The organism is Streptomyces spiroverticillatus (assembly GCA_014650415.1).
In the GTDB taxonomy this organism is placed as follows: Bacteria; Actinomycetota; Actinomycetes; order Streptomycetales; family Streptomycetaceae; genus Streptomyces; species Streptomyces spiroverticillatus.
Genome location: BMUX01000023.1, coordinates 1 through 17,938, shown reverse-complemented (window position 1 = coordinate 17,938; position 17,938 = coordinate 1). Strand labels below are relative to the sequence as shown.

Annotated in this window: 13 protein-coding genes; 8 read left to right on the top strand and 5 right to left on the bottom strand. The window is 73.1% G+C overall.

The genetic code is table 11. The features are described from left to right. The first annotated feature begins 115 nt into the window (after nt 1-115). From IE269_RS37530 to IE269_RS37515, 4 genes are all read left to right on the top strand, one after another. Entirely contained in the window at nt 116-826 is a 711-nt protein-coding gene (locus IE269_RS37530; RefSeq protein ID WP_229898551.1) for a GntR family transcriptional regulator, read from the top strand. Between the two features lie 136 nt (nt 827-962). Then, nucleotides 963-2,504 (top strand): hypothetical protein, encoded by a 1,542-nt coding sequence (locus IE269_RS37525; protein ID WP_189827802.1) that lies wholly within the window; start codon nt 963-965, stop codon nt 2,502-2,504. 259 nt (nt 2,505-2,763) lie between these two features. Next, on the top strand, nt 2,764-3,663 hold the full coding sequence (locus IE269_RS37520; RefSeq protein WP_189827801.1) for a hypothetical protein: 900 nt from the start codon (nt 2,764-2,766) through the stop codon (nt 3,661-3,663). Nucleotides 3,664-3,704: 41 nt separating this feature from the next. Next, nucleotides 3,705-8,531 (top strand): hypothetical protein, encoded by a 4,827-nt coding sequence (locus IE269_RS37515; protein WP_189827800.1) that lies wholly within the window; start codon nt 3,705-3,707, stop codon nt 8,529-8,531. A 42-nt stretch (nt 8,532-8,573) separates the two neighbouring features. Here IE269_RS37515 and IE269_RS37510 read toward each other — a convergent pair whose 3' ends face one another. Then, nucleotides 8,574-9,002, bottom strand: coding sequence for a hypothetical protein (locus IE269_RS37510; RefSeq protein WP_229898552.1), 429 nt, complete (start codon nt 9,000-9,002; stop codon nt 8,574-8,576). Nucleotides 9,003-9,448: 446 nt separating this feature from the next. On the opposite strand from IE269_RS37510, the gene IE269_RS37505 reads away from it, so the two are divergent. Genes IE269_RS37505 through IE269_RS37490 form a run of 4 tightly spaced genes read left to right on the top strand, consistent with a single transcriptional unit; the run spans nt 9,449 to nt 13,844 of the window. Then, a complete protein-coding gene (locus tag IE269_RS37505; protein ID WP_189827799.1) occupies nt 9,449-12,259 on the top strand; it encodes a nitrate- and nitrite sensing domain-containing protein in 2,811 nt (936 codons plus the stop codon). Further along, nucleotides 12,256-12,696 carry a roadblock/LC7 domain-containing protein gene (locus IE269_RS37500; RefSeq protein ID WP_189827798.1) on the top strand — a complete coding sequence of 147 codons (441 nt, stop codon included), beginning with the start codon at nt 12,256-12,258 and terminating at the stop codon, nt 12,694-12,696. Before IE269_RS37505 ends, IE269_RS37500 begins: the two co-directional genes overlap by 4 nt. A gap of 11 nt (nt 12,697-12,707) precedes the next feature. After that, entirely contained in the window at nt 12,708-13,181 is a 474-nt protein-coding gene (locus IE269_RS37495; RefSeq protein ID WP_189827797.1) for a DUF742 domain-containing protein, read from the top strand. A 54-nt stretch (nt 13,182-13,235) separates the two neighbouring features. After that, a complete protein-coding gene (locus tag IE269_RS37490; RefSeq protein ID WP_189827796.1) occupies nt 13,236-13,844 on the top strand; it encodes a GTP-binding protein in 609 nt (202 codons plus the stop codon). Nucleotides 13,845-14,021: 177 nt separating this feature from the next. Here IE269_RS37490 and glpK read toward each other — a convergent pair whose 3' ends face one another. From glpK to IE269_RS37470, 4 genes are all read right to left on the bottom strand, one after another. Then, nucleotides 14,022-15,542 carry a glycerol kinase GlpK gene (gene glpK, locus IE269_RS37485; protein ID WP_189827795.1) on the bottom strand — a complete coding sequence of 507 codons (1,521 nt, stop codon included), beginning with the start codon at nt 15,540-15,542 and terminating at the stop codon, nt 14,022-14,024. A 64-nt stretch (nt 15,543-15,606) separates the two neighbouring features. Beyond that, complete coding sequence (locus IE269_RS37480) at nt 15,607-16,341, bottom strand: MIP/aquaporin family protein (RefSeq protein WP_189827794.1); 735 nt, start codon at nt 16,339-16,341, stop codon at nt 15,607-15,609. 315 nt (nt 16,342-16,656) lie between these two features. Continuing rightward, the gene (locus tag IE269_RS37475) at nt 16,657-17,013 is read right to left on the bottom strand and encodes an Mpo1-like protein (RefSeq protein ID WP_189827793.1); all 357 of its coding nucleotides are present in this window, start codon (nt 17,011-17,013) and stop codon (nt 16,657-16,659) included. Nucleotides 17,014-17,195: 182 nt separating this feature from the next. After that, the coding region (locus IE269_RS37470; protein WP_189827792.1) for a M15 family metallopeptidase at nt 17,196-17,938 on the bottom strand (743 nt) is incomplete at its 5' end.

Below are 17,938 nucleotides of genomic sequence, written 5' to 3'. Positions count from 1 at the left end.
TGTTGAACGATCCGACAAGAGTCCTGTCCGCACATTCTTCGTTCCCACGAAGTCTTCTACGATGGGAGCACCCGCCGGAACACACCGGTGGGCAAAGGGAGTTGGGGGCACTGCCGTGACGACGGACACCGGAGTCAACAGCCTGGCGGACGACCGCCCACTGCTGGGCCGCACCAGCACCGCGGAACGCGTCGCCGACGTCCTGCGCACCCGGATCGCCGAGGGCTACTTCCCGCCGGGGGAGCGGCTCTCCGAGGACAGCATCGGCAAGGCGCTCGGGGTCTCCCGCAACACCCTCCGCGAGGCGTTCCGGCTGCTCACCCACGAGCGCCTGCTCGTCCACGAACTCAACCGGGGCGTCTTCGTCCGGGTGCTCGCCGTGCAGGACGTCGAGGACATCTACCGCACCCGCCGCCTGGTGGAGTGCGCCGTCGTACGGGGCCTGGGCGAGCCGCCCTACGCCGTCGACACCCTCGACGCGGCCGTCACCGAGGGCGAGAGGGCCGCCGCGACCGGTGACTGGAAGCGCGTATCGACCGCCAACATCCACTTCCACCGGGAACTGGTCGCCCTCGCGGGCAGCCCCCGCACCGACGAACTCATGCGCAGCGTCCTGGCCGAACTGCGCCTCGCCTTCCACGTCGTCTCCGACCCGCACGGGCTGCACCAGCCCTACCTCGTACGCAACCGCATGATCGTCGGCGCGCTCGGCCTCGGCGACAGGGCCCGCGCCGAGGAACTCCTCGCGCGCTACCTCGACGACTCGCGGGCCAATCTCGTGGAGGTGTACACCCGCCGCATCGAGAGCGGCGACTGGGTGATCTGAGCGGTCCGCACGGATCCGGAGCGGCCGGGGGGCGGGCCGGCAGCGGCCGGGGCCCGCAGGGCTCGGACAGGTGTCGGAGGCGGTCCCATCTGGGCCGTTTCGACCGTTGTCAGTGCGAGGACCTAATCTGTGGCACGTGACTTCGCCTGCCTCGACGGATACCGCCACGGAATTCGTTCCGCCCCAGCTCAGCGCGGGGCCGCGCCCCGCCCCGGGCCCGGCCGCCGACGAAGGGCTCGCGCGGCGACTGCGCGCCCTCGCGTGCACCGCGCCGCTGCACGACCTCGACGTGCGCAAGGCCAACCTGGCGGGCGAGTACACGGTCTACGCGATGGCCGAGGTGGCCCTCGCCGCGATCGACCTGATCACGCTCAACATGGACTTCGACACCGGCGCCGACCACGAGCAGATCGTCTCCCGGCTGCTGCCCCGCGTCGCCGCCCAGGCCCCCCGCCGCCCCGCGTCCGAGCACGAGCGCGTCGCCCGCTGGGTCCTGGAGAACCTCGTCAACGTAGGCAGCGTCGACCGCGGCTTCCGCGCCGTCTACGGCACCTTCTCCGCCGACGGCGTCTACACCCGCCGCGACTACGACTTCAAGCTCGTCGAAGAGGTCGCCGGATACGGCGGCGGGGTCTTCCTGCGCACCACCGACGAAGCCGTCAACGTGCTGGTCGGCGCCCTCGACACGGACGTCACCAGCGCCCAGATCGCCGCCGAGGTCAAGCTGGAGGTCCTGATCAACCGGGGCCGCCTCGCCGACGCCCAGCTCGCCGCCGAGCAGGCCCGCTACCGCACCGTGCAGTACGCCGAGACGCTCCGCCGCACCCTGGAGGCCACCCGGCGCAACGTCCGCGCGGTCGACTGGCTGAACGCCGTGCCCGACATGATCGCCGAGGCCCTCGACCACGTCGCCGACCGCTACCGGCACGAGAACGCGATCCTCACTAACATCCGCAAGGCCCGCGACGAGTCCGAGGACCCCGAGCAGAAGCGCCGCGCCGCCGAGCTGGTCGACATCGTCAAGGACTGCATCCGGCGGCACACCCAGCTCCAGTCCCGCCTGCTGGAGGCCGGGCCGCTGTTCCGCGCCGAGCAGGACCGCCAGGCCTTCGCACCGCTCTCCGCGCACTCCGGGCTCGATCTGTACGGTCAGCTGGTCGCCCCTCTGCTCCCGCTTCCCCTGGAGCGCGCCATCCGCGTCACGGACGCCTTCTTCGCCCACGGGGCGGGGCTGCGCACGCCGACCTCGGTGCGCGTGGGCGACCTCGTCGACATACTGCTCACCCCTCCCGTGGAGCGCGAGCACCTGGGTGCGGAGATGCCCGAGCCGGACCTGATCGCCACCCCGGACGACAGCCGCTTCAGCGAGGAGCAGCTCGCCGACGCGATGGTCCTGCTCGACCTCCCGCACGACGCCCCCCGCCGCCTCTCCGGCCTGCTGGACGAGGCCCGGCGCGCGGGCGGCCACGACCTGGCCTACCTGGTCGCCCTGCTCTCGGTGCACGCCGCCAGCCCGCCCGTCGGCACGGCCTACCGGCAGGGCGAGGAGCGCCTGCTCTTCGCCGTCGACGACGGCACCCAGCTCGACGACCCCGACTTCGGCGGCGCCGACCTGATCGTGGGCACGGCCCTCCTCGACACCGCCGGAATGGCCACAGGCCGCGCGGAGGCATCGTGACCACCCTGGCTTCCCGCCGCCCCCTCGCGCCCCGTAGCCCCCTTGGGCGGCGGGGCCGCCCCCCGGGGGCGAAGGGGGTACCCCCTGCTCGAGCGGAGCCGAGAGCTTGGGGGAGGGCGGGCAAGGGGGCGGCCCCCGGCGGAGCCGAACCCCCCGCCCCGGCCCACACCGGCACCGCCCCCGACGCCCCGGCACCCCGCACCCCCGAGGGCCCCCGCCCCCTCCCCGTACACCTCACCCTGACCAAGGAGCCCCACCCGTGAGCGACCCCCACGCAGAGCACACCCCCGCGTGGAGCGACCCCGTCGACACGGCGCCCCCCGCTCCCGCCCCCACCACGCTGACCCCCGCCGACGCCGCCGACGCCGCCCGCCTCGTCTCCTTCGGCCTCCAGCCCAAGCTCCTCCCGGCCCGCGACGCCGAATACGCCGACCTCCTGCGCCGCTACCGCGAGGAAGCCCCCTTCGCGCGCCTCGCCGACGCCGTCGCCACCGGCCTCGGCCTCGTCGTCCTCGAAGTGTCGACCCGCGCCGGAATGGCCGTCTCCGCCGACGAGGACTCCGTCTTCGCCGTCCGCATGGGCGACTACGCCCGCCGTGCCTCCGCCGAGTCCGCCGACCGCTTCCTGCACGGCCTTGCCCACCTCGCCGTGGCCGCCATGGCCTTCCCCCGCCCCGAGGACCTCGCCGACGACGGCTACATCGGCCGCCTCACCGTCAACGGCGTCGACGCCTTCGTCCGCCAGGCCTGCCGCCGCCTCGAAGAGCGCGCCGAGGAGGCCGGGGAGAACACCGACCCCGCCACCGACACCCCCGGCCTCGAATCCGCCTGGCGCGTCTACTCCCGCCGCAGCGCCACCGGCGCCACCAAGGACGCCCGCCGCCTCGCAGGTTCCACCACCGGCATCGTCGGCAAGGCCATGGCCTTCCTCACCGACTCCGGCTTCCTCCAGCGCACCGGCGACGACGCGGGCGGCTCCTACCGCACCACCGCCCGCTACCAGCTCCAGGTCCGCGACATGGCCGGCAACGCCGCCATGGCCGAACTCCTGGAACTCGGCGTCGTCCCCGTCACCGACGGCACCGCCACCCTCGTGCCGCCCACCGACACCGACGCCCTCGACCTGCCTGCCGACGCGGGCCTGCCCTTCCACGCGTAGTCCCCGAGACGACTGAGCAACGTAAAAGAGACTGAGCCGCCATGTACGAGTTGTCCCGGGTCCGCCTGTACTCCATCGGCCCCGCCGGAGCGCGCTACGCCGACACCGTCCTCGACCTGCGCGGAGTCGGCGCGCCCGTGCCGAACCCCGCGCCCACCCAGGCGGAGTTCTTCGAGGAGGAGCCGGTCGGCCCGCCGCGCCGCCCCGCACCGGCCGGCGTGCTCTTCCTGGAGAACGGCGGCGGCAAGTCCGTCCTGCTCAAGCTGATCTTCTCGGTGATGCTCCCCGGCCACCGCAACACCCTCGGCGGCGCCAGCTCCGGCGTGCTCCGCAAGTTCCTGCTCGCCGACGACTGCGGACACGTCGCCCTGGAGTGGCAGCACACCCTCACCGGCGAGTGCGTCGTCGTCGGCAAGGTCAGCGAGTGGCGCGGGCGGCAGGTCTCCAACGACCCGCGCAAGTTCGCCGAGGCCTGGTACTCCTTCCGCCCCGGCCCGGGCCTCAGCCTGGACAACCTCCCCGTCGCCGAGTCCACCGCCGTGCGCCGCCCCGCCGAGGGCGCGTCCGGCGCGCAGGGCCGCCGCCGCACCATGAAGGGCTTCCGCGACGCGATCACCGAGGCCGGGAAGTCGTACCCGCACCTCGACATCCACTGGGAAGAGATCCACGACCGCTGGAACGAGCACCTCACCGAGCTCGGACTCGACCCCGAACTCTTCCGCTACCAGCGCGAGATGAACGCCGACGAGGGCGAGGCCGCCGGCCTCTTCGCGGTCAAGAAGGACTCCGACTTCACCGACCTCCTGCTGCGCGCCGTCACCGACACCCGCGACACCGACGGCCTCGCCGACCTGGTGCACGGCTTCGGCAACAAGCTGGGCCGCCGCGCCGAGCTGATGGCCGAACGCGACTTCACCGCAGGCTCCGTGGACCTCCTCGGCCGCATCGTCGAGGCCGCCGACACGCGTGCGCGTGCCCGCGACATCCACAGCGGTGCCGAACGCCGCACCCGCACCCTCTCGCGCCGCCTCTCCGCCCGCGCCGCCGAAGAACGCGGTCGTACGGCAGAACTCGCACAACAAGTGGCGTCCGCCGCGCACACCGTCACGGAGGCCGAGACGGCCCGTGGTCACAGCGCCCTGATTTCCGCCGAACTGGCCTACCGGCACGCCTCGTTGTCGCTCGCCGCCGCCGAGAAGAGCGCCGCCGCCCAGCGCAAGGAGCTCGCCGACGCGCGCACCCTGCACTCCGCCTGGCAGGCCGCCGAGGCGGTGCTGCGCCACCGCGCCGCCGCCGACCGCTCCGCCCGCGTCGCCGTCGCCATCCGCGACGCCGAGCGCGACGCGGCCCCCGCGCTGGCCGCCCGCGCCACCGCTGCCGTCGATCTCGTACGAGCACTGCACAGCGCCGCCGAGGAAGGCGAGCGCGTCGCCGCCGAGCAGGAGGAACGCTCCGCCGCCCTCCAGGAGGCGGGCGAAACCGCCCACCGGGACGCCACCGTCGCCGCCACCGAGGCACAGCGCGCCCGCAGCGAGATCGGCCACCTGCGCCAGCGCCTGGCCGAGGTCGAGCAGGAGACCACCGAAGCGGTACGGGCCGGATGGCTCGACGACACCGCCCCCGACGCCGACCCGGCCCGCGCCGCCCTCGCCGCCACCGACGCCGAGAAGACCGCCGTCGCCGCCTGGGACACCGCACGCGAGGCCGCCCGTACCACCGCCGACCGGGCCCGCGAGGCCGCCGCCGAGGACACCCGCGCCGAACTCACCGCCGCCCGCGCGGCCGACGCCGCCAAGGCGGCCGCCGCCGCGTACGAGGCCGAGCACCGGGCAGCCGCCTCCATCGCCGCCGAGGAGCGCCTCGCGGAACTGCTCAGCCTGCCGACCGCACCCGCGACGCCCGGAGCCTCCGGCTTCCCGCAGCCCCGCAGCGGCGACACGGAGCGCACTTCAGACGACTCCGACGACGGACACGGATCCGGTACGTCGCCGGACGCCACCCCCGCCGACGACGCCCCCGGCACCCGTACCGCCCTCGGAACCCAGCGCACCGCCGCCGCCGACGGCACCCGGCACTCCGGCACCGCCACGGCCACCCGCACCCGGCGCACCCCCCGCCCCGCCGCGGAAGGCCCCCTCACCGTCGAGGAGCTGGACCGCAACGCCGAGGAACTCCTCGCCCTCCTGGACCGGGGCGTCACCGCCGCCGAACGCCAGCTCTTCGAGCTGCGCACCGCCGCCGCCGACGACTCCCGCATCCTCGGCGCACTCGGCGACGGCGGCCTGCTGCCGCCCAGCCCCGACGTCCTGGCCACCGTCGAGTACCTCGGCGAGCACGGCATCCCGGCCCTCCCCGGCTGGCGCTACCTCGCCCAGGCCGTCGACCCCGCCGACCACGCGGCCGTCCTCGCCGCCCGCCCGGAGCTGGTCGACGGCGTCGTCATCACCGACCCCGCCTCGCACGCCCGCGCGCGCGAAGTCCTCGCGGGCGCGGCCCTGCTGCCGCGTTCCGCCGTCGCCGTCGGCACCGCCTCCGCGCTGCTGGCGCCCGTACCCGGCACCACGTCCGGTGAGGGCGACCCGGGTGCCGTCTTCCTCGTACCGCCGAACCCGGCCATGCACGACGAGCACGCCGCCGACGAGGAGCGCCACGCGCTGCGCGAGCGGGCCGCCGCCCGCGACGAGGAGATCCGCACCCTCGCCGCCCGCCTGACCGGCGACCGCACCCTGGCCGCCCGGCTCGGCTCCTGGCGCGAGGACTGCCCGCCCGGCATGCTCGCCGAGCTGGCCGAGGCCGCCGAGAGTGCCCGCGAGGCCGCCGAAGCCGCCGAGGCCGTCCTCGCGGAGGCTCGTACGGTACGGGCCGAGGCCGACGAGGCCGCAGCCGACGCCGCCCGGGTGCGCGACGAACGGCAGGACGCCGCCCAGCGCGCCCGCCGGGTCGCCGACGCACTGGCCGGACTCGCCTACCGGCTGCGCGAACGCGCCGGCTGGCAGGCCAAGCTGCGCGAACTCGCCGACGAGGCCGCCGAGTCGGAGGCCCGCGCCGCCGCCCTCCTGGAGCGCGCCAAGGCCGCCGACGAGGACCGCCGCACTGCCCAGCGCACCGCCGACGACGCCCACCGCACCTCCCGCACCCTGCGCGCCGAACGCGCCGAGATCGCGGGCGCCCCCGAGACGCTCCCCGAGCCCGACCCCGACGCCCCGCGCGTCGCGCTGCCCGCACTGCGCGAGGCGTACCGGGCCGCGTCCCAGCTGTACGAGAAGGTCGGCGTCGGCGCCGACCTGCGCGCCGAGCAGGCGCGCGCGGAGAGCGACGAGAGCGCCGCGCTCGCCGAGCTCAACCGCCTCACCAACAAGGTCCGCAACCGGGCCGGCCAGCTCCTGGAGAGCAACGACGGCGCCGACGGCCCCTCCCGCCAGGCCGCCGCCGCCCGCGCCGAATCCCTCGTCCAGACCCTGGAGACCCGGACGTCCACCGCCAGCGAGCAACTCGGCCGCCTGCGCGGCGAGGCCGAACGCCTGGCCCCCGAGGACGGCGAGTCGCACACCGAGCTGGCCGAGGACCTCGTACCGTCCGACGCCGAGCACGCGCAGACCCTGCTGCGCACCGCCACCGCCCAACTGGCCGCCCGTACCGCCGCATTGGAAACCGCGCGTGCTGCCCACGGCGAACTGCTGCACGCGCACCGCGCCGCCGAGGACGCGGCCGGCGGCTTCGACGAGACGGCAGCCCTCCTGCGCGACCTGCTCCGCGACCACCACCAGGACGAGGAGGGCCAGGAGAACCCCGAGCCCTACCCCGGCACCCTGGAGGAGGCCCGCCACTCCGCCGCCGAGGCCCGGCGCTCCCTGCGCGGCTGCGCGGGCGACCTGTCCGCCGCCGAGGCCGCGGTGCGCGAGGCGAGCGACGTCCTCGTACGGCATGCCAACGCCACCCGGTACGAGCAGGTGCGCACCCCCGCCCGGCAGCAGATCCGGGAGCTGCCCGCAGCCTCACTGCCCGAGCACGCGGCCGCCTGGGAGGCGGCCTTCGCACCCCGACTGCGCGTCCTGACCGACGAGTTGGCGCAGCTGGAGCGCAACCGCGACAGCATCGTGGACCGGCTGCGCGGGCTCGTCGAGTCGGCGCTCGCCACCCTGCGCTCGGCGCAGCGGCTCTCGCAGCTGCCCGAGGGGCTGGGGGAGTGGTCGGGGCAGGAGTTCCTGCGGATCCGCTTCGAGGAGCCCGATCAGGCCACGCTCGTGGAGCGGCTCGGCGAGGTCGTCGACGAGGCGACCCGGGCCGCCGTGAAGAAGAACTCCGACATGCGACGCGACGGAATGTCGCTCCTGCTGCGCGGCGTCCAGGCGGCCCTGGAGCCCAAGGGCATCGCGGTGGAGATCCTCAAGCCGGACGCGGTGCTGCGCGCCGAGCGGGTGCCGGTCGGACAGATGGGCGACGTCTTCTCCGGCGGTCAGCTGCTCACCGCCGCCATCGCGCTGTACTGCACGATGGCCGCGCTGCGCAGCAACGACCGGGGCCGCGACAAGCACCGGCACGCCGGCACGCTCTTCCTCGACAATCCGATCGGGCGCGCCAACGCCACGTACCTGCTGGAACTCCAGCGAGCCGTCTCGGACGCGCTCGGCGTGCAGCTCCTGTACACGACCGGCCTGTTCGACACGACCGCCCTCGCCGAGTTCCCGCTGGTCATCCGGCTGCGCAACGACGCCGACCTCCGGGCGGGCCTGAAGTACATCAGCGTCGAGGAGCACCTGCGGCCCGGGCTGCCGCAGCAGAGCACCGAGGGCGAGACCATCCACGGCGAGATCACCGCCACCCGGATGTTCCGCCGGACGCCGACGGACGAGACGCAGGCCGAGTAGGGGTGTCACCGGGGGAGCGGCGTGACACGCCGCCCCCGCGGGTCACGCTTCCGAAAGCCGGTGCCCCCGGTGCCCCCGGTCCCGTATTCGCTCGTCCTTGCGCGCCGCGCGGCGCGCCCTGCGGCGCTCGCGGCGCAACTGCCGGGCCGTACTGCTCGGCACGGACACCACGCCCATCCGCTGGTTCCACACCTGCCGGGTGATCCACACGTCCAGCACGCCCCAGGTCGACGCCACCGTGCTCGCCACGGTGCTCATCACCATCGGGAACGCCAGCCAGGACCCCGCCAGCGTGCACAGGAACGCCACCACCGCCTGAGTCAGCGTCAGCGCCACTATGATCACCGCCCGCACCGCCGACGTACGCACCGGATCGGGCAGCCGCCACCGCACCGCGGGCTCCTCCACCCACAGGGGCCGCGGCCCCTCCCGTCCCCTGTCCGCCGGACCCGGACGCTCCTGCGTCTTCATGACCCACTCCCCACCGTTCAACTCAGGCCCGGAATACGCGCCTTCGGGAGTGACTGCCCGGCTTGTGCGGTTTCACGCAGTCGGCTCCCGCTCCGTTCGTCTCCCCGTACACAAGGACGACCATGCGGCCCGAAAGATTCCCGCACCGTGGACACGGAACGAACACATCCGGCCATCCCCAAATGCGCGGAACGAGTCGTTCCGGTGGGTGTCCTGTGCCACAGGCACGGTATTCAACTCCCGTGATTCCAGGACAAGTCATGATCACGCGGCAAGGTCGCGGCCGAAAATCGACCGGACGTGTCTTCGAGTTGCGTGTGGGGCAGTAGTAGGCTCACGCCGTTTGTTGACGCTTCGCGTTGACGAAAGGCAGGGAACGGGCCACCGCGGAGCGCCCGACGAGACGGAACACCACCCCGCCGCGCGGGGTTGAGCTGGGGGAGGCCATGCGCTTTCGCGGGAAGTCCATCCGCCGGAAGATCGTGGCGTTGCTGCTGGTGCCGCTCGTCTCCCTGACCGCCCTCTGGGGCTTCGCGACCGTCCTGACCGGACGCGAGGCCAGCGAACTCCTCGACGTCTCCTACGTGGTGGAGAAGATCGGCTCACCCGTCGAGGACGCCGTCCAGGTCCTCCAGGCCGAGCGCCGCCAGACCCTCGTCTACCTCGCCGACGAACGCGGCTCCGAGGCCCTCACCGACCTCACCGCCAAGCGCACGGCCACCGACACCGCACTGGCGAACCTGCGCCGCAGCGCCAAGGACCCCGATGTCGTCGGCGAGTTGAACCAGCAGTCGGCCGGCCGCCTGACCTCCGTCCTCGCCGCCTTCGACACCCTCCCGACGCTGCGCCGGCAGGTCCAGAACAGCACGATCACCCGCAAGGAAGCCCTGAACCGCTTCAACATGTTGGTCGATCCCTGCCACACCTTCCTCGCCAACCTGCACGTGGTGCGCGACGTCGAGATGGACAAGCAGGGCCGCGCCCTCGTCGGCGCCACCCGGGCCCGCGAACTCGTCTCCCGCGAGGACGCCCTCGTCGCCTCCGCGCTGGCCGCCGGACAGATCACGGCCGACGAGATACGCACCCTCACCGGGCTGATCGCGGGCCGCGACATCCTCTACAACACCAGCCTGGAGCAGCTCCCCGCCTTCGAGCGCGAGGCCTACGACACCCTGTGGAACGGCCCCGACACCGCCCCCCTGCGCGGCGCCGAGAAGGAACTCCTCGAACAGGGCGCCACCAAGCGGCCCACCGCCGTCAGCGCCCAGACCTGGAACGACTCCGCACCGCCCGTCCTGATCAGCCTCGCCCGCCGGGGCACCGAGGCCAGCGACAACTACCAGGACCGCGTCGAGCCCGTCGCGTTCAACGTGCTCCTCAAGGCGGGCGCGGCCGGTGTCCTCGGCTTCCTCGCCCTGGTCGTCTCCGTCGTCGTCTCCGTACGCATCGGCCGCTCCCTCGTCCGCGACCTGAACCGGCTCCGCAAGGAGGCCCACGAGGCCTCCGGCGTACGCCTGCCCGCCGTGATGCGCCGACTCGCCGCCGGCGAGACCGTCGACGTCGAGACCGAGGCGCCGCGCCTGAGTTACGAGAAGGACGAGATGGGCCAGGTCGGCCAGGCCCTCAACACCCTCCAGCGGGCCGCCGTCGAGTCCGCCGTCCGCCAGGCCGAGATGCGCCGCGGAGTCTCCGAGGTCTTCGTCAACCTCGCCCGCCGCAACCAGGTGCTCCTGCACCGCCAGTTGACGCTCCTGGACACCATGGAGCGCCGCACCGAGGACACCGACGAGCTGGCCGACCTCTTCCGCCTCGACCACCTCACCACCCGCATGCGCCGCCACGCCGAGGGCCTGGTGATCCTCTCCGGGGCCGCCCCGTCCCGCCAGTGGCGCAAGCCCGTGCAGCTGATGGACGTCGTACGGGCGGCCGTCGCCGAGGTCGAGGACTACGAGCGCATCGAGGTACGCCGCCTGCCGCGGATCGGCGTCGGCGGCCCGGCCGTCGCCGACCTCACCCACCTCATCGCCGAACTCCTGGAGAACGCCACGGTGTTCTCGCCCCCGCACACCGCCGTGCAGGTCCTCGGGGAGCGCGTCGCCAACGGCTTCACCCTGGAGATCCACGACCGGGGCCTGGGCATGGCCGCCGACCTCCTCCTCGACGCCAACCTCCGGCTCGCCGAGACCCCCGAGTTCGAACTCTCCGACACCGACCGGCTCGGCCTCTTCGTGGTCAGCCGCCTCGCCCAGCGGCAGAACGTCCGGGTCTCCCTCCAGCAGTCCCCGTACGGAGGCACCACCGCCGTCGTGTTCATCCCGGCGACCCTCCTCACCGAGGCCCCCGACACGGACGGTGCCGGCTTCAGCGTCGAACACGCCCCCGACCGGGGCCGCGCCGACGAGCCCACCGGGTCCGGCCGCCGCCAGAATCTCACCGCCGTCGGCCGCACCCCTGTGCCCCGCCCCGTCCTCGACGGCCCCGTCGAGCTGGAGGCCCCGCTCGGCACTCTGGGCCTGGAGCCCGCACCCGCCCTCGGCACCACCTCGCACGGCGGCCTCCTCGGCGACCTGGAGGACACCGAGAGCGAACGCGGCGGCATCTTCCGGGCCCGCGGCCTGGACAAGCCCCGCAAGGGCCAGGAGCGGCCGCGCGGCCGCTCCGCCGCAGACCTCCCCAAGGGCGGCCGCAAGGGCGCCCCCCGCCCCCGGATCGCCGACGCCGCCCGCGTCCAGCACCAGCAGGCCGCCGACCCCGCCCAGGACGGCACCGACACGGTCCGCCCGGACGCACCCGTGCCGCTGCCCCGCCGCAAGCCGTCCCTGGTGGCCGAGCACGGCCGCCGCATCGGCCCGCGCACCGAGCAGCCCGCCGCCCCCACGGACATCAGGCAGCCCGCCGCCCCCACGGACACCGAGGAGACGCCGGCCGCCGGCGCCCTCCCGCGCCGGGTGCGCCAGGCCAGCCTCGCCCCGCAGCTCAAGAAGGAGGGCGAGGCGTCCCGGACCGCCGAGACCCCCCGCCCGTCCGCCGACCCGGAGCCGGAGCGCGACGCCGAGGAAGTGCGCAGCAGGATGGCCTCCCTCCAGCGCGGCTGGCAGCGCGGCCGCCGCCAGAACGAGGCCGACGCCGGCCAGGACCGGGCCGTGCCGACGACGGACACCCCACCGGCCGAGCGGGCCCGGACGGCACCCGGCACACCACAAGCCGACCAGGCCGAGACGGCACCAGGAACGACAGCAGAGGGAGACGGTCGATGACCGCACCGAACGCCGCAGCACACAACGCCTCGGGCCGGGGTTCCGGCGAGCTCAACTGGCTCCTGGACGACCTCGTCGACCGGGTCCGGGCCATCCGCAAGGCTCTGGTCCTGTCCAGTGACGGCCTGCCCACCGGCGCCTCGCAGTCCCTGACCAGGGAGGACGGAGAGCACCTCGCCGCCGTCGCCTCCGGCTTCCACAGCCTCGCCAAGGGCGTCGGCAGTCACTTCGAGGCCGGCCGGGTCCGCCAGACCGTCGTGGAACTGGACGACGCCTTCCTGTTCGTCACCGCCGCGGGCGACGGCAGCTGCCTCGCCGTGCTCGCCGACGCCGACTCCGACGTCGGCCAGGTCGCGTACGAGATGACGCTCATGGTCAAGCGCGTCGGCGCCCACCTGGGGACCGCCCCCCGGACCGGCCTGCCCGTCAACGGGTGAGCGGAGCCGGGATGAACGACGCAGGCAGCCCCAGGAGCGCGGGCACCCCCGGGAGCCAGGAGCGCGAGACCGCCGCCCGCGGGCGCGCGGTCCCCGGCGCACGTCAGCAGGACGCGCACTTCTTCGACGCCGACGCGGGTCCCGTCGTACGCCCGTACGCCATGACCCGGGGCCGCACCAGCAGCGCGACCCGCCACCGGCTCGACCTGATCGCGATCGTCATCCCGGAACCCGCCGCCGACGACCCGGACGGCGACCACACGCTCGCCCCCGAGCACGTCGAGATCGTGCAGCTGTGCCAGGACAGCCCGCAGTCCATCGCCGAACTGGCCGCCACGCTCGACCTGCCCGTCGGCGTCGTACGCGTCCTGGTCGGCGACCTGGTCGAGGAGCAGCTCGTCCACGTCACCAGGCCGGTGGAACCCGCCGAGCTGCCGGACGAGAGCCTGCTGCGCGAAGTGATCGACGGGCTCAGGGCGCTCTGAGAGGCCGGTCCTGGACACTCCGGGCCGCAGCGAGATCGGGAGAGAAGAAGCGACATGGTGTTCGGGCGTTCCAGCCGCAAGCAGCGGCCCGTGGAGCCGGTGACGCTCAAGATCCTCGTCGCCGGCGGATTCGGGGTGGGCAAGACCACCCTGGTCGGCGCGGTCAGCGAGATCCGGCCGCTGCGCACCGAGGAGACCCTCAGCGAGGCGGGGCGGCCCGTGGACGACACCCACGGCGTCGAGTCCAAGACGACCACCACCGTCGCCATGGACTTCGGCCGCATCACCCTGCGCGAGGACCTGGTGCTGTACCTCTTCGGCACCCCCGGCCAGGACCGATTCTGGTTCCTGTGGGACGAGCTGGCGCAGGGCGCCCTCGGCGCGGTCGTCCTCGCGGACACCCGCCGCCTGGAGGACTGCTTCGCCGCCGTCGACTACTTCGAGCGCCGGCAGATTCCGTTCACGGTCGCCGTCAACTGCTTCGACGGCGCACCCCGGCACGCTGCCGAGAACGTCGCCGCCGCCCTCGACCTCGACCCGGACGTGCCGGTGATGCTGTGCGACGCCCGCGACCGGGAGTCCGCCAAGGAGGTGCTCATCGGCGTCGTGGAACACGCCCTGGAGGTCTCCGCGAGCCGCCGCCGCGCCGCCGCCACCTCCTAGCGGCGCAGGTCGCGGCACCGTACGGGTGTCAAGTGCGCGAAGCGGCCCGCACCCCCGCCGACTGGGGTGCGGACCGCGGCAGTTGCCCCTCCCGCGCGATGCGGTCGATCGACGGCGTGTACAACACAACGCATCGCGAGGTCGATCGTAGTGCTGGTTGCTCCTGTCCGTCCCGGCTTACTCCTGACCGTCCTCCTGCCAGCCGAAGCTGCGCTCCACCGCCTTGCGCCAATTCCGGTACTCGCTCTCGCGCTCCGGCGCCTTCATGCGCGGCGTCCACTCCGCGTCGCGCTGCCAGTGCGCCTTCAGCTCGTCCAGGTCCGACCACACCCCGGTGGCGAGCCCGGCCGCGTAGGCCGCGCCCAGACACGTCGTCTGGGACACCTTCGGCCTGATCACCGGCACGTCCAGGACGTCCGCCTGATGCTGCATGAGCAGGTTGTTGCCGGTCATCCCGCCGTCGACCTTCAGCGTGGTGATCCGCACCCCCGAGTCCTGGTACATCGCGTCCACGACCTCGCGGGTCTGCCAGCTCGTCGCCTCCAGCACCGCCCGCGCCAGGTGCGCCTTGGTGACGTACCGGGTCAGCCCGGTGATCACCCCGCGCGCGTCGGCCCGCCAGTAGGGCGCGTACAGGCCGGAGAACGCCGGGACGATGTACGCGCCGCCGTTGTCCTCCACGCTCGCGGCCAGGGGTTCGATCTCGTCGGCGCTGCGGATGATGCCGAGCTGGTCGCGGAACCACTGCACCAGCGCGCCCGTGATCGCGATCGAGCCCTCCAGGCAGTACACCGGGGCCTCGCTGCCGATCTTGTAGCCCATGGTGGTGAGCAGCCCGTTCTTCGACGGCACGGGCCGGTTGCCGGTGTTGAGGAGCAGGAAGCTGCCCGTTCCGTATGTGTTCTTGGCCGTCCCTGTGTCGTAGCAGGCCTGCCCGAAGACCGCCGCCTGCTGGTCGCCCAGCGCCGAGGCGACCGGCACGCCCGCGAGCTGGCCGACAGCCGTCCCGTACACCTCGGCGGACGACCTGATCTCCGGCAGTACGGCCTCGGGGACGCGCATCGCGGAGAGGATCTCCGCGTCCCACTGGAGGGTCTCCAGGTTCATCAGCATGGTGCGGCCCGCGTTGGTGACGTCCGTGACGTGGACGCCGCCCTGGGTGCCGCCGGTGAGGTTCCAGATCAGCCAGGAGTCGATCGTGCCGAAGGCTATCTCGCCCCGCTCGGCGCGATTGCGCAGTCCGGGTACGTTGTCGAGCAGCCAGGCCGCCTTGGGACCGGAGAAGTAACTCGCCAGCGGCAGACCGGTCTTGTCGCGGAACCTGTCCTGCCCGTCGGTGCCGCCGAGTTCGGTGCACAGGGCGGAGGTGCGGGTGTCCTGCCAGACGATCGCGTTGTGCACGGGCTTGCCGGTCGCCCGGTCCCACAGCACCGTTGTCTCGCGCTGGTTGGTGATGCCCAGCGCGCTGAGCTGCTCGGCGCGCATCCCGGCCTTGGCGAGCGCTCCCGCGACGACCGCCTGGACCTTCGACCAGATCTCGGTGGCGTCGTGCTCCACCCAGCCCGGCTTGGGGAAGATCTGGCGGTGCTCGCGCTGGTCGACGGCGACGATCGCGCCGTCGTGGTCGAAGATGATGCAGCGGCTGGACGTGGTGCCCTGGTCGATCGCCGCGACGAACTTCTCGCTGCTGTCGGTCATGAGGTCCCCTCGCTCAATCGGATGGCTGGAGCTGGTTTCAGAAGGCCAGGCGCTGGGGCCGGTTTCAGAAGGCCAGGTAGTGGACGAGACCGCCCAGCGCGCCGCCGACGAGCGGACCCGCGATCGGCACCCAGGCGTAACCCCAGTCGGACGTGCCCTTGTTCGGGATCGGCAGGACGGAGTGCACCAGCCGGGGCCCGAGGTCACGGGCCGGGTTGATGGCGTACCCCGTCGGGCCGCCGAGGGACAGACCGATGCCGACGACCAGGAAGGCGACGATCAGCGTCTGCGTTCCGGAAAGTCCCAGGCCCTTGGTGCCGCCGAACGCCAGGACCGGCAGGACCAGCGCGAACGTCGCGATGGCCTCGGTCATGAAGTTGGCGAACGGGTTCCGGATCTCCGGGATGGTGGAGAAGATCCCCAGCGTCGGGGTCGCCTCCGCGGTGTCCTTGTTGGCGCCGAACTGCGCGTAGTAGACCAGCCAGGCCAGCACGGCGCCGACCATCGCGCCGACCATCTGCCCGAGCACGTACACCCAGACCTGGCCCCACTTGCCGCTGTCGACGGCGATGCCGAGGGTCACCGCCGGATTCAGGTGCCCGCCGGACAGCGGGGCCGCGGTGTACGCGCCGGCCAGCACGCCGAATCCCCAGCCGAAGGCGATGACGATCCAGCCCGAGGCCTTCGCCTTGGAGAATCTGAGCGTGACAGCGGCGCACACGCCCGCGCCGAAGAGGATGAGGATCGCGGTGCCGATCAACTCACCGCGGAAGACTTCCCAGTTGCTCCAACTGACCATGAGACGGCGGCTCCTCGGCGTCGCCCGGGGCTGACCCCGGTCCTTGGGTGCAGGGGTGCGTACCCGGCGGCGGTGGCCGCGGAGCCGTAGGCAGGAGTTCCCGTTCCCCCACCCGGGGTCCGTGCGGTGTGCGCTGCCGGGCCGGTCGGGACCGCCGGTGGGGGAGGGCACGGCGCGGCGGAGCACCGCACACGCCGGGGCCGGTGGTGCGGCGACGCCGACTGACACCGGGAAGTGTTCACCGGTGGTGATGGAGCGTCAAGGAGCTGGACAGCAACGGCAGTTGAGTGCCGCAGCGGTTGGCGGGGAGCCGCATCAACGGTTTGCGGCGAGCCACTTCTGCGCGGTCTCGGCGAGCTCCGCGTCGCGCCCCGCGAGCATCATCCGGATCATCTGCGCGTCGCCGCGCAGCGACCAGGCGGGGTGGCCGAAGGTCGCCGGGTTGTTCTTCTCGATCAGGAAGTGGGCGGGCCAGGCCGTCCCGTACCCGATGAGCGGAAGCGCCAGCGCGTACCGCCTGCGCCCGCGCGCCAGGCCGTACGCGGAGACGGCGAGGCCGGTGAGCGTGCCGGTCAGGTGCACCCAGCGGGTGGCGGCGCGGGAGTGCATCGCCACGTAGTAGGGCCAGAATTCTTCGTACGAGTCGAAAACGCGCTCGGTGGTCTGCTGCATGACGGCACCGTATGCGGATCCGGAACATCGCGGAACCGGGTGCGGACTGCCGGGAACCCGCTGCGGATCCCGGAAAACTGCTGCGGATCCCGAGAACCGGACACCGGAATTCGGCGTCCGGTAGGAGTGAGCGGGCTGCCGGGGCCGACGGGGGTGGTCCTGGCGGTCCGCTCTTGACATGGTCAGTGCTTGCTCAGGGACCGTTTCGACACCGGGAAGTCGAAGTAGGTGTCGGGGAAGAGTTCGGGCTTGTGGGTGAAGTGCCACCACTCCTCGGGGAGGTTGGTGAAGCCCTGCGCCGCGAGGGTCTTCTTCAGCAGCTGCCGGTTCGCCTTCTGCGCACCCGTGACACGCGGGTCGTCCGTGTGGGAGAGGGTGTCGAAGCAGTCGTAACCGGTGCCCATGTCGAGGGAGTTGTCCCGGAAGCGCTCCTTCTGGGGGGCGAAGCAGGGCACGAGCTTCTCGCCGGGGACGTACGGCCGGGTGGGCCGGGCGGGCAGCTTCACGATCGTCAGGTCGACCGTGCTGCCCCGGCTGTGCCCGGACTTCTCGGCGATGTACCCGTCCGTGAACAGCCTCGACTTGTCGACCCGCGGATAGAACTCCCGCTTCATCCGGGTGTCGTCCAGGTCCTTCGCCCACCGTACGAAGTGGTCGACGGCCCGCTGCGGGCGGTAGCAGTCGTACACCTTGAGGCTCAGCCCTTGGCGCAACAGCTTCCGCTGTGCGGTGCGCAGCGCTTCGGCGGCGGGCCGGGTGAGCAGGCAGACGGGCTGCCGGTAGCCGGTCACCCGCTCGCCCATGAAGGTGTGGGAGGTGGCGTACCGCATGTCCTGGAGGATCGTCGGGTCGACGGACCGCAACGACACGAAGGCCGCCGGAGCCTTGGGCTCCGGCGGGGCGGCGCCCACCGAGAGGAGCGCGA